The organism is Pseudobutyrivibrio ruminis AD2017, assembly GCF_000424305.1.
GTDB lineage: Bacteria > Bacillota > Clostridia > Lachnospirales > Lachnospiraceae > Pseudobutyrivibrio > Pseudobutyrivibrio ruminis_B.
Map to the genome: position 1 here is coordinate 387,183 of NZ_KE384162.1, position 13,713 is coordinate 400,895.

General features: G+C 37.5%; 11 protein-coding genes. All 11 read right to left on the reverse strand.

Annotation, left to right across the window (positions count from 1 at the left end):
• Position 1: 1 nt before the first annotated feature.
• The gene (pheA, locus tag G611_RS0112035) at positions 2-1,138 is read right to left on the reverse strand and encodes a prephenate dehydratase (RefSeq protein WP_028243832.1); all 1,137 of its coding nucleotides are present in this window, start codon (positions 1,136-1,138) and stop codon (positions 2-4) included.
• Positions 1,139-1,145: 7 nt separating this feature from the next.
• The gene (locus G611_RS0112040) at positions 1,146-2,165 is read right to left on the reverse strand and encodes a DUF5050 domain-containing protein (protein ID WP_028243833.1); all 1,020 of its coding nucleotides are present in this window, start codon (positions 2,163-2,165) and stop codon (positions 1,146-1,148) included.
• Positions 2,166-2,183: 18 nt separating this feature from the next.
• Entirely contained in the window at positions 2,184-6,617 is a 4,434-nt protein-coding gene (locus G611_RS0112045) for a PolC-type DNA polymerase III (protein ID WP_028243834.1), read from the reverse strand.
• Positions 6,618-6,738: 121 nt separating this feature from the next.
• Positions 6,739-7,791, reverse strand: coding sequence for a flavodoxin-dependent (E)-4-hydroxy-3-methylbut-2-enyl-diphosphate synthase (ispG, locus tag G611_RS0112050; protein ID WP_028243835.1), 1,053 nt, complete (start codon positions 7,789-7,791; stop codon positions 6,739-6,741).
• Between the two features lie 49 nt (positions 7,792-7,840).
• Positions 7,841-8,875 (reverse strand): RIP metalloprotease RseP, encoded by a 1,035-nt coding sequence (gene rseP, locus G611_RS0112055; protein ID WP_028243836.1) that lies wholly within the window; start codon positions 8,873-8,875, stop codon positions 7,841-7,843.
• A gap of 2 nt (positions 8,876-8,877) precedes the next feature.
• A complete protein-coding gene (locus tag G611_RS0112060; RefSeq protein ID WP_028243837.1) occupies positions 8,878-10,029 on the reverse strand; it encodes a 1-deoxy-D-xylulose-5-phosphate reductoisomerase in 1,152 nt (383 codons plus the stop codon).
• A 24-nt stretch (positions 10,030-10,053) separates the two neighbouring features.
• Positions 10,054-10,857, reverse strand: a complete 804-nt coding sequence (locus tag G611_RS0112065) for a phosphatidate cytidylyltransferase (protein WP_028243838.1) — start codon at positions 10,855-10,857, stop codon at positions 10,054-10,056.
• Between the two features lie 12 nt (positions 10,858-10,869).
• A complete protein-coding gene (locus G611_RS0112070) occupies positions 10,870-11,568 on the reverse strand; it encodes an isoprenyl transferase (RefSeq protein ID WP_028243839.1) in 699 nt (232 codons plus the stop codon).
• Between the two features lie 68 nt (positions 11,569-11,636).
• Complete coding sequence (frr, locus tag G611_RS0112075) at positions 11,637-12,191, reverse strand: ribosome recycling factor (protein ID WP_028243840.1); 555 nt, start codon at positions 12,189-12,191, stop codon at positions 11,637-11,639.
• 9 nt (positions 12,192-12,200) lie between these two features.
• Positions 12,201-12,896, reverse strand: coding sequence for a UMP kinase (pyrH, locus tag G611_RS0112080; protein ID WP_028243841.1), 696 nt, complete (start codon positions 12,894-12,896; stop codon positions 12,201-12,203).
• 23 nt (positions 12,897-12,919) lie between these two features.
• The gene (locus G611_RS0112085) at positions 12,920-13,693 is read right to left on the reverse strand and encodes a polymer-forming cytoskeletal protein (protein ID WP_028243842.1); all 774 of its coding nucleotides are present in this window, start codon (positions 13,691-13,693) and stop codon (positions 12,920-12,922) included.
• Between the last annotated feature and the right edge of the window lie 20 nt (positions 13,694-13,713).

Genomic DNA, 13,713 nt, shown 5'->3' on the forward strand with positions numbered 1-13,713 from the left:
TTTAATAATTGCCAAGTACTCGTAAGCTAACGCACTCCTCGTAAAGTCCTGTAAGTGCATTTCTTACTGCCTCGTCGTCAAGATTACCGTCAATATCTATAAAGAATCTGTATTGCCAATTAACCCCTTTTATTGGTCTGGATTCTATTCTATTCATATTGATACCGTTAAAAATAAGATTTGATAAAATTCGATACAAACTTCCTGGTTCGTGAGAAAGCTCTATGCAAAGACTGATTTTGCCAGCCTTTTTAAGATATTTCTTATCCTTAGAAACGATAATAAATCTAGTCTCGTTATTTTTATCATCCTGAATACACTCTTCTAATACATCAAGATTATAAAGTGTAGCATTGTATACGCTTCCAATGGCAGCCTGAGAAACGTCATTATCGTCTCTTATTTTCATAGCTGACATCGCTGTATTTCTTAAATTCATTACATTCCAGTCGCTATGATTGGTTCTAATGTAATCAACACACTGTGAAATAGCCTTTGGATGAGAATATACTGTTTTAATATCGTCTATAGTTGCACCTTTTACGCCCAAAAGCGCATGATCAACCTTTAAAATATATTCCCCTATAATGGCAACATCATATTCTGAAAGCAAATCGAAGTTTTCTTCTACCGAACCAGCTAAGCTGTTTTCTATTGGAAGAACTGCATAATCCGCCTTACCATCATTAATAGCATCCATAGCATCACGCCATGAATCTACATGAAAGCTATCCTTAAACTTTTTATCAAAAAAAGAATTCATTGCAATTTCAGAATATGCACCCTGAACACCTTGAAAGCATACAACTGAATCAGAATAATCAAAGTCATCATATGCTTTAAAACCAGGCTCATAGCTTCCACCATTTTCTCTAAGAATAGCGAATTGCTTTTTGCGGCTAATGGACATTATCTGGGTAAATAATTCATGAACAGCTTCAACATTAAATGGGTCTTCAACGTAAGATGTAAGCCTTTTTAGTTTCTCATCTTCCCTCTGCTTATCAAAAACCTTTTTACCGGTAGCAATTTTATATTCTGCAACCTGACAAGCAAGCTCCATTCTTTTTGTAAAAAGATTGAGTATTTCCTTATCTACTTTATCAATATCTTCTCGTACTTCTTTTAAGTCTCTCATAGGTCTCCTAGTCATCAAGTGGTAAAATAGGCGGATTAAAAAGGCCTACCTCTGTACTTCCAATAGGCGAATGGAAGGTTGTACCTGATAAGTAATCTGCAAAATAAACGTATTTACTAGTAATATTAATATGATTATATTCACCCTCTGCAAGCAATATTTCTGCTCCAGTGGTTAAATCAACTCTGTATATTCCATCAGGATTACCCTTGATGGATTGATAATATAGATAGTTGCCGGCTATATTATAGCTTGATGAACCGTAGGTAGTGATACCTGTTTTTCCTTCACCTGATAATGAGCTTCTGAAAATACGGTTGTTTTCATCAAGATTCATGTAATAGACGTAATTGTTTTCTATTAATGGCATCCAAAGATTTTCAGCTGAAACGAAAGCTGAATCCTTGGTATCCAAATTCATAGCATGAAGATTATGGTCATGCTCCACACCTGAATAATATAGCTTGCCATTATAGATACATCTAGGGTCAATAGAGGATTTAGTTAGCTGTTCTCTTTCTGAACCATCTATTTTGACCGTATAAACTGATGTGGCGTCCTCAGCATCATAATGATAATAAACGATTTTATTACCACAAAGTGCAGCCTCACTGCAATTGGCATCATCTAAGATAATAACTTTGCCATTTCTTTTAGTCATTCGACATAAGCTTTCGGTGTTAACATTCAAAAATCCCATTTGAGAATTATCTCTGTTACCATTTCGGCTGTAATAAAGATAGTGAGAATCAGAATTAATAAAATAAACGCTATCATTTGCCAGTATTTCAATATCTGATTCATCAGGATTCATTTTGTAAATTCTAGAGTAATCGTTAGGATTTGCAAAATATACCACTCCGTCATATTCACAGAACAGGCCGTTGCCATATAGGTTTCCTATGGTGTTTCCAACAGTGCCTTCTTCATTGAAATATGTAACGGTGTTAATGTATTTGTAATAACCAAGTCCTACTACAATTCCAATCGCTACTACTAAAATGATAATCCTTTTTACTACCTTCATTTAACTGCCCTCCCCAAATTAAATATTGAAAAAGTCCGAAAGTGAAAGCTGATTAGATTTTGGTAAATCCTTTACGATTCCAAGCTCTATCATTTTATCAAGTATTGTTTGTGAAACCTTTCCTCTATCTCTGATTTCATCCTGTGATAAGAACTTGCCTTGGCTTGCTGCAATCTGAAGCTGCTCAGCAGCCTTATCACCCATTCCTGAAATAACATTGAAAGGAGGAAGTAGCTTCCCATCTACTATTTTAAAGTATCTTGAGTCAGATTGGTATAGGTCCATAGGTAAAAATTCAAATCCGCGGGCATACATTTCCTGGCAAAGACGAAGGGCTATAAGAATATCCTTATCAGTGGCAGATAAATCTGACTGTGATTTATAATATTTAATTTCCTGCTCGCATCTGGCCTTACCAAGACAACATTTTTCGTAATCAAAACCACCTGCTCTGATTGAGAAGAATGCAGCATAGTATGCCAACGGATAATTAATCTTACAATATGCAACACGCCAAGCCATCATAACGTATGCAGCAGCATGTGCCTTAGGGAACATGTACTTAATCTTTTCGCAGGAGCCGATGTACCAATCAGGCACGCCGTGCTCTTGCATATGCTGCTTGTAGGTTGGCCATTCATCACATTTGCCTTTAGCAACAACACCCTTACGAACTCGCTCCATGATGGTGAAGGATTCCGCTGGATCAAGTCCCTTATGAATAAGATAAACCATGATATCATCACGGGTGCAAATAGCTTCTGTGATGGTTGCGACGCCATTTAAGATAAGGTCCTGGGCATTACCTAACCATACATCAGTACCATGGGCAAGTCCTGCGATTCGAACCAAATCAGTAAAGTACTGAGGCTTAGCCTCAACAAGCATCTGCATAGCAAAATCAGTACCAAACTCAGGGATTCCAAGTGTTCCAAGTGGTGTTCCCATAATATCATCTGGCGTGATACCAAGTGCTTCTGTACTTTGGAAAAGTGACATAACTCCCTTATCATCTAAAGGAATCTTTGTAGCATCAATTCCTGTTAAATCCTCTAATCGCTTAATCATGGTAGGATCAAGGTGTCCTAAGATATCAAGCTTAAGCAGGTTAGCATCAATCTTATGGTAATCGAAATGGGTAGTTACAATATCAGTATCCTTATTGGCTGGATGCTGAACTGGAGTAAAGGAATAGATATCCTCACCGTTTGGAAGAACTACTACACCACCAGGATGCTGACCTGTTGTAGATTTAACACCTTCAACTCCCTTAGCAAGACGTTCGTTTTCAGCACGACGCTTTCTTATACCACGCTTTTCAAAATATTTTAAAACATAGCCAACTGCGTTCTTATCCGCAAGTGTAGAAACCGTACCGGCCTTGAAGGTCTGGCCATCACCAAAAATAACTTCTGTATATTTATGAGCCTTTGACTGATATTCGTTGGAGAAATTCAAATCGATATCAGGCTCTTTATCACCCTTGAATCCAAGGAAGGTTTCGAATGGAATATCAAATCCATCCTTAGCAAGAGGCTTGCCGCATTTAGGACAGATTTTATCTGGCATATCTACTCCAGAAAGTCCCTGGTTAACAATCTCCTGCACCTCTGGTCCATCAAAATCTACATAGAAGCAATTAGGACATCTGTAGTGAGGTGGCAATGGATTAACCTCTGTAATACCAGCCATTGTAGCTGCAAAGGAAGAACCTACAGAACCACGGGAGCCTACCAGATAGCCATCCTCGTTAGACTTCCAAACCAGTTTCTGAGCGATAATGTACATAACGGAATATCCATTACCGATAATAGAATTAAGCTCTCGTTCAAGTCGCTCTTCTACTATTTTAGGAAGCTCAGGTCCATAAACCTCATGCGCTCTGGTCTCGCAAATTCGTCGTAAATCCTCTTCTGAATGCTCAATGACAGGAGGACATTTATCTGGACGAACTGGATGAATACGCTCGCACATATCTGCAATCTTGTTTGTATTTTCTACGACAACCTCATGTGCTTTTGCAAGACCTAGGTATGCAAATTCTTCAAGCATTTCATCTGTTGTATGAAGATAAAGTGGGGCCTGCTGGTCAGCATCATCAAAGCCCTTATTTGCCATGATAATACGTCTGTATACTTCGTCCTCTGGATCTAGGAAGTGAACGTCACAGGTTGCAACAACAGGCTTATGTAATTCATCTCCAAGTGCTACGATTTGCTTGTTAATATCCTGCAAATCCTTTACCGAATTTATATTTTCGTATTTGCTCTTTTCTGAGCGAAGCATAAATTCATTATTTCCAACAGGCTGTATTTCAAGATAATCATAGAAATTTGCTATACGCATAATTTCTGATTCATCCCTGCCATCTACTATAGCATCGTATAATTCTCCTGCTTCACAGGCAGAACCAATAATAAGTCCCTCTCTGCATTCTTCAAGAAGACTCTTTGGAACTCTAGGATGCCTGCTGAAATAATAAAGATGTGATTCAGAAACCAATCTATAAAGATTGATTCTTCCCAAATCGTTCTTAGCAAGAACAATACAGTGATTGCTTCGCATCTTTTTTATCTGCTCTGGGCCTGGCTTACTATGAGCATTAAGCTCAGTAAGTGTAAATATGTTTTCAGCTTCAAGCTTAACAATAAACTTTTCGAAAATCTTAGAGGTAACCTCAGCATCATCTACCGCTCTGTGATGATGTTCGTTAACAAGATTTTCAGCCTTACAAACAGCATCAAGATTAAATCTTGCCATATTTGGATGTAAGTATCTGGCCATCTCTACTGTATCTACATGTGTATAGTCGTATTCAAGGCCAAGCTGTTTGCAATTATATCGAATAAAGCTGGTATCAAAGCCTGCATTATGAGCAACAAGAACTGTTCCCTTACAAAATTCCATGAACTTAGGAAGAATAACATCAATTGTAGGTGCATCCTCTACCATTTCATCTTTAATAGATGTAAGCTCTGTAATCTTGTATGGAATTGGAACCTCTGGATTTACAAATTCAGAAAATCGATCAACTACCTGGCCGTCAACAATCTTTACAGCACCAATTTCGATAATCTTACAGGTCTTAGGATTAAAGCCTGTTGTCTCAATATCGAATACGACGTATTCTCCTCTAAGAGATTGACCTCTATCGTTGGTTACAATTTGTTTTGTATCATCTACAAGATAGATTTCACAACCGTAAATTACCTTGAAGTCTCCAAGCCCCTTCATATGATCCGCATCACAGAAGGCCTGAACAACACCGTGGTCTGTAATAGCAAGAGCCTTATGTCCCCATGCCATTGCACGATTAATAATAGTAGTGATTTCTGATACACCATCAAAATCAGACATTTTGGTATGACAGTGAAGCTCAACACGCTTATCTACAGCGGTGTCCTGTCTTACTACTCTAAAATCTCTAATCTTTTGAATAGAATTGATACGACCAACAGTAAGCTCCTTTGAATATATGTCTTCATCAAGCTTACCTGCAAACTTGTAGAAGTCGCCAACCTTAAGAACCTTTTCAAGCTCTCTACCCTGGTCTGCATCACTAAAGAAAAACTTAACAGAAATAGAATCTGTGAAATCTGTTACCGCACCGGTACCAAAATAACCGCCCTTTTTAGTTTCTCTAAACTCTAATGCTGTTAACTGACCACGAATAACAATAGGACCTATCTGTTCGCCATTGATATCCTCCATGGCAGTGGCATTTTCAAGTATCTCATTTCCATAGATAACATCCGGGTCATCAGATTTAGTAAGAGGCTTGATAACCTTAATTGGCTCGTCATCCTTTTCAGAAGACTTTTCCTCCTTGTCATCAGAAGACTTAGCCTCTTGCAGCTTTTCTTCAACAGCAATGCTTCTGGAATTAATAGCAGCAATTTTGTTTTCTATTTCCTGTATAGCGTTTTCAAGATATTTACTCTTTACTGGTTCCTTATAATCAAAATCAATTACAATATTCTGATGGCATCTACGACAAATAATAGAATGAAGAACATCGAAAAGCTCATGCTCCTTTTCTCGTCCAATAACTGTATCTTCGATAGTTACCTTAAGATGGCCATCCTCTGTAAAATCTAAATCAGCTTTTTTGTATATGTTAAAAAGAAGAGCACTTCTATCTTCCAGCTCTTCTAAAATGCTATCGTTATATGATTTTAATAAATTAGATGGTGTGTACTGACTTGAAAGGTCAAATTCTTCTAGAATTTTGATAGTAACACCATTGTTGGGAAAGAATTGTTTCTTGATGGATTTTTCCAAATGCCAGATGCGGCGTTTTGGAATGAGCGTATTAAAGGTAACGTATATACGAATGTCATCTTTGTTACGCCCAGTACTAACCTTTGTAACTGTAGCATCACTTAAGGCAGTCTCAAGGTCAGTTTCCGCATCCATATTTGGAAACACATCATAAAAACTCATTTGATCCATAACATATCTCCAGGGTATAGTCCGGGGGTTACGCTATCAAACTAATTATTACTTCGTCGCGAGATTGGCTCCTTCAGTAATAATTAGTTTGACAGCTACCCCCTCACTTAATACTTTACGATTATGGGCGAGGCCAGGCGATAAGTTCTTGACGGAGAGCTTCTAGAAGTTCGCCTTCTGGGAGCTTTTTAACTACCTCGCCGTGTTTGATGAGAAGGCCTTCTCCAATGCCACCGGCTACACCGAGGTCGGCTTCCTTGGCTTCACCTGGGCCATTTACTACGCAGCCCATAACAGCTACTTTAATATCTAAATCAGAAAACTCTTCAACGAGATTTTCTACTTTGTTTGCAAGACCAATCAAATCGATCTGAGTACGTCCACAGGTTGGACAAGATACAACTTCGATTCCGCCTTTTCTAAGTCCAAGTGTACGAAGAATAAGCTTAGCTGTTTTGATTTCTTCTATAGGGTCTCCTGTAAGGGATACTCTGATAGTATCACCGATGCCCTGTGAAAGAATCATTGAAAGGCCGCAGGCACTTTTAATGTTACCAGCCTTAACTGTTCCAGCTTCTGTAATACCTACATGAAGTGGATGAGTTGTTTTGTCTGCAATAAGCTCATGAGCCTTAACGCACATCATAACATCAGATGATTTGATACTGATTACAAGGTTGTCATAGCCCATGTCCTCGATAATCTTTACCTTATCAAGGGCTGACTCAACCAAACCTTCTGCAGTAACTCCACCGTATTTTTCAACTAAGTTCTTTTCAAGGGAACCTGAATTAACGCCAACTCTAATAGGAATATTTTTAGCCTTAGCAGCATCTACAACAGCCTTGATTCTTTCCTCACTACCAATGTTACCTGGGTTGATTCGGATTTTATCAGCACCGTTTTCAATAGCTGCAATTGCAAGTCTGTAGTCAAAATGTATATCAGCAACAAGAGGGATATTAATCTGTTTTTTAATTTCTGCAATAGCCTTTGCTGCTTCCATATCAGGAACTGCGCAACGAATAATATCACAGCCTGCTTTTTCAAGTGCCTTGATTTGAGCAACTGTAGCAGCTACATCCTGTGTCTTTGTATTTGTCATAGATTGGATGAGAATTGGATTACCTCCACCAATAACTCTATTTCCAATTTTTACTTCTGTAGTCTTCATAATACACCTCATCCGTCAGCTTCGCTGACACCTTCCCTTAAAAGAAAGGCTATAATAATTTAATAATATCGTTATACATAACAACTATCATTAAAAGCATCAATAAGCCAAAGCCAACAAGGTTAATTCCATTTTCAATTTCAGGATTCAACTTCTTGCCTCTAATTGCTTCAATAATGATAAGTAAAATTCTGCCTCCATCCAAAGCAGGGAATGGAAGTAAGTTCATAACACCTAAGTTTGCAGAAAGTAAAATCGCAATAGATGTCATGTTAATAAATACATAGAAAGCTCCACTTGTAATTGACTGGTCATATACAGATGATATCGTAGTAACAACACCTACCGGACCAGATACTTCATCTACGGAAACCTGTCCTGTAAACAACATCTTCAAGCTTGATAAAGTAACATATATCTGATACTTAATCTCGTAAAAAGAATACTCTATAACGCCAAGCGGAGAAACCTTTTTATACTCTGTATTCTTTGTGATACCAAGCATCTTTCTTCCTGTTTCCTCAGAGTATTTAGGCTTGATTGTTGCAGTATGCTTTTCTCCATCTCTTTTATATACAACCTTATAGTTGTCTTCATTAGGATGTAAAAAAGTATAAATGCTTATTTCATTATAAAAATGAACATGATAGCCATTTATGCTAATGATTTTATCTCCAGCCTGAAGGCCTGCTTCTTGAGCCGGCATATTCTCCATAACACTAGAAATAGTTGTATCATTAACTCCGATTGATGCTATGTAAACAATAGATAAAATAAATGCCAAAATGAAGTTGAAGAATGGGCCGCCAAAAACAATTTGGAATCTCTCCCATTTGTTTTTCTGATTAAAAGCTCTATCGCTATCGCTTTCTTCATCTTCACCTTCCATAACACAGCTTCCGCCAAATGGAAGTGCTTTGAGACAATACTTTGTCTCTCCCTTTCCCCAAGAAAAAAGTGTTGGTCCAAGTCCAAGTGTGAATTCGTTAACCTTTACACCACACTTCTTTGCAAAAAGAAAATGCCCCAATTCATGGAAAATAATAATAAAGCTAAATATAAGTATAGCAAGTATTATTTTCATTATTACCACCTGCTCTCAATAAAGTCGTAAGTCATTTGCTCAGTCTCAAGTACTTGCTCGATTGTAGGACTCTGAATAAAATCTACATTAATCATCGATTCAGAAACGATTTCAGGTATCTCTAAGAACTTAATCTTGTTATTTAAAAATTTAGCAACAGCTCTTTCGTTTGCTGCATTGAATACTGTTGGAACATTTCCGCCGGCATCCATAGCATCATAAGCTAACGATAAGCCATAGAATGTTTCCATATCAGGCTTTTCAAATGTAAGTGTGCCAACCTTAAATAAATCAAGAGGCTCAGCATATAAAGTCTTTCTATTTGGATAAAACAGTGCGTAAAGAATAGGAAGTCTCATATCAGGAGTTCCCATTTGACCAATTACTGCTCCATCCATAAATTCTACTGCTGAATGAAGAATGCTCTGTGGATGTACAACAACCTCGATTTGGTTAAGATTAACTCCAAAGAGCCACTTAGCCTCCATAACCTCTAAGCCCTTATTAATCATAGTTGCAGAATCAATAGTGATTTTTGCTCCCATTGACCAATTAGGGTGCTTAAGTGCATCTTCTAATTTAACATTTTCAAGCTCTTCTAATGTTCGTCCTCTAAATGGCCCGCCAGATGCTGTAAGTAATATCTTAGATATTTCGTTATGTCTTTCACCATTTAAAGACTGGAAAATAGCGCTGTGCTCACTGTCTACTGGAAGAATTGAAACACCCTTTTGTTTTGCAAGTGGCATAATGATATGTCCTGCTGTAACAAGTGTCTCTTTGTTAGCCAAAGCAATTGTCTTACCTGCATTAATAGCTGCGATAGTAGGCTGAACACCAATCATACCTACAACAGCAGTAACAACAGTATCCGCCTTATCATATGTAGCAACAGCAATAAGACCTTCCATTCCATAGACAATCTCAATATTATCCATGTCTGAAAGTCTTGTCTTTAAATCTTTTGCCAATTCCTCGTTTGCAATAGAAACAAGGCTTGGCGTATATTTTCTGATTTGTTTTTCAAATAAATCGATATTCTTTCCACATGACATTGCAACAACCTGTAAGTCATCTGGGTTCTGTGAGACTATATCAAGAGTCTGTGTTCCAATAGAACCTGTAGACCCTAAAATAGCAAGCTTCTGTGACATTGAATCCACCTCTAATCGTTAATTTTAAACATAAAAATAATATGCTAAAAAGAAAATAATTGGTGCAGTAATTATCATACTGTCGAATCTATCTAGAACACCACCGTGTCCTGGAATAAGCTTTCCGTAATCCTTAATCTCAAAATTACGTTTGATAGCTGATGCTGCCAAATCTCCTACCATAGAGATAAGTGCACCTACACCTGAAATAATAACAAGTGGAAGAATTACAAAATCGTCAATATGAAATGCTGCAGAAATTGCAACACAATAAATAGCTGTTAAAAGCATAGCGCCTAACACTCCACCTACAGCACCCTCAATGGATTTCTTAGGTGAAAGTAATGGTGACATTTTATGCTTACCAAATAAAACTCCGACGCAATAAGCAGAAGTATCAGAACCCCAAGAGCACAAAAAGATAGCCCATACTATAAACTCTCCACCAGGAAGCATTCTTGTCTGGTAAAGGAAAGAAAGCATAACACCAACATAAAACAGACCAAAAAATGAAGCCATAATCTGGTGACTGTGATATTTAGGATAGCCAAAAACAAATACTGCTAAAAGTAAAATTAAGAATCCAAGGAAAATAACCATATTATCCTGACAAAACTTAAATTTTAGATCCATGTAATAAGTAATGCAGGCTAAATATCCTAGTATTCCTGGAAGACTTTTCTCCACTTTAAAAATTCGATATAGCTCAAACATTCCTATTAATGAAAGAATAAGCATTGTTGCTAGTAGAACATTCCCTCCAGTACATATAAAAACAAGGGCAAGAGCCACAAGAATTATCCCACTAATCAAACGTGTAGTAAACATAAGATTTCCTTCCTATATTCCGCCAAAACGACGGTTTCTTTTATCATATTCTTCAATAGCTTTTTTCAACTCTTCTGGTGTAAAATCAGGCCATGCAACAGGTGTAAAGTAAAACTCTGCGTAAGCCAATTGCCATAATAAATAATTTGACAATCTTTGTTCTCCTGATGTACGAATCATAAAATCAGGATCAGGTATATCTCTAGTATCTAAATAGCTAGAAAATAACATTTCATCTATATCATCTATTTCTACTATGCCATCTTTTGCATCCCCTGCAATCTTTCTGATTGCTCGAGTCATCTCATCTCTACTTCCATAATTTATAGCAATTGTAAGTGTTAATCCTGTGAACTGAGATGAATACTCTGTAAGTTCAGCAATGCTGGCTCTTAGTTTGTCATCTAACTTAGATAAATCTCCAATGAATCTGACTCTTAGATTATCCTTTTTTGCAGTTTTCATGCAAGTTTTGATATATTCTCCAAGCAGCTTCATTAAAGCTTTTACCTCATCATCTGGTCTAGACCAGTTTTCGGTAGAAAATGCGTACATTGTGACGTATTTAACGCCTAAATCATGGGCTGCTCTACAGATTGTTTCTACATTCTTAGCACCAACAGTATGGCCATAAGTTCGTGGCATTCCTTTGGCTTTAGCCCATCTTCCGTTACCATCAAGAATTATTGCAATATGTTCTGGTACGTTCATAGCACCTCCAAAAAATAATAATAAATTGAAAAGGGCACAATAACTGTGCCCCTTAATAAGATTAAAAATTAAACTGTCATGATTTCCTTTGTCTTAGCTTCAACAGCCTTGTCAACCTCAGCGATGAACTTATCTGTCATCTTCTGGCACTTATCTTCAAGGTCCTTGATTTCATCCTCAGAAACACCTTCGTCCTTTGAGTGCTTCTTTAGTGTATCAATTGCATCTCTACGAATATTTCTGATAGCAACCTTAGCATCCTCACCATGCTTCTTAACGTCCTTAGCTATTTCCTTACGACGCTCTTCTGTAAGCTCTGGGAAAACAAGACGAATAAGCTTTCCATCGTTTGTAGGATTGATTCCAATATCAGACATATTGATTGCCTTCTCAATCTCCTTTACAAGAGATGGTTCCCATGGCTGAATCTGAATAAGACGTGGCTCTGGAACAGAAATATTAGCAACCTGTTGAAGTGGAGTTGGAGCTCCATAATAATCAACAGTAATCTTGTCTAAGATATGTGGATTAGCTCTTCCAGCACGAATTGTAGTGAATTCGCTTTCTAGATTATTGTAGCTCTTTGTCATTTTCTCTTCGTATGTTGAAAGTATATTATCCATTAATCCTCCTTAAACAGTAACAACTGTTCCATTAAATTTTCCTGTAATAGCTTTTACTATTGAATTCTCTTCATTTAGAGAGAATACGTACATTGGCATCTTCTGCTCCATTGCAATGATTGAAGCAGTCATATCAACAACCTGAAGCTTCTGATCGATAACATCCTGGATGCTGATTTCATCATAACGCTTAGCATCTGCATTCTTTGCTGGATCACTATCGTATACACCGTCGATAGATTTAGCAAGTAAGATAACATCTGCTTCTATTTCAACTGCACGAAGTACTGTAGCAGTATCTGTTGAGAAGTAAGGATGTCCTGTACCACCTGCAAAGAAAACAACCATATTTCTTTCGAAATACTTATTGGCTCTATCCTTTGAATAAAGCTTTGAAACATTGCCGCATTCAAAAGGTGTAAGAACTGATGTCTTCATTCCTTCTGTTCTGAAGATTTCAGAAACGTATACACAGTTCATAACTGTAGCAAGCATTCCAATCTGATCAGCTTTTGTTCTGTCGATTTTCTCTGATGAGCGACCTCTCCAGAAGTTTCCGCCACCAATAACAACGCCTACCTGAACACCATCATCAACAAGTTTTTTAACCTGCTTAGCTACCATTACACATGTAGCTTCATCAAATCCAAACCCCTTATTACCTGATAATGCTTCTCCACTAAGCTTTAATAATACTCTTTTCATTTGCCAAAAATCCTCTGTTAAAATTAAATATTGAATACGCTGTTAACATCAACGTCAGCATAGCTCTGTGAGCAGAAACCTTCGATAACTGCACCATTGTTAATCTGTACTGAACGAGACTTGATGTTACCCATAACAACAGCTGATGTATCAACAACAACAGGACCGTTAACATCAATATCACCCTTAACAGCACCCGCAATAACTGCTGATGTAGCTGTAATGTTACCAATGATTACAGAACCAACACCAACCTTAGCTGTTCCTGATGTAACAACCTCTCCTTCAATCTTAGCAGCATCTGCAAAGAATTCAGAAGACTGTGAATTACCATTTACCTTACCTGTAATAACTAATTTACCATTACATGTAACATCACCAACGATTTCACCCTGTACTTCGATTGAACCAATTGATTCAACATTACCTGTAATTTTCATACCAGCAGTAATAACTGCATTCTCATCTGAAGCCTGAGTTCTGTTCTCAGCCACATTTCCCATAACATCCATTGTCTTAGGTGCCTCCATTTTAGTTTCTTTTCTTGTGTCGAAGAATGATTTCTTCTCTTCTTGAGGCTCCATAGTTGTTGTAGCCTCAGGCTTGTTTGCAACTGGTGTCTCAACCTTCTTTGTAACCTGTTCAAGAAGACCGTCAAGCTTATTAAGCTCAGATTCAACATCAATATCCCCATCAAGAGTGTTAACCATAACCTCTTCGCTAGGTGCCTCTTCTGTACCAGCCATTTCATCTAAAGCATCATTGAAATCCTCTTTGAAATCTTTAAAAAAGCCCATAACATTTCCTCCAATATTAT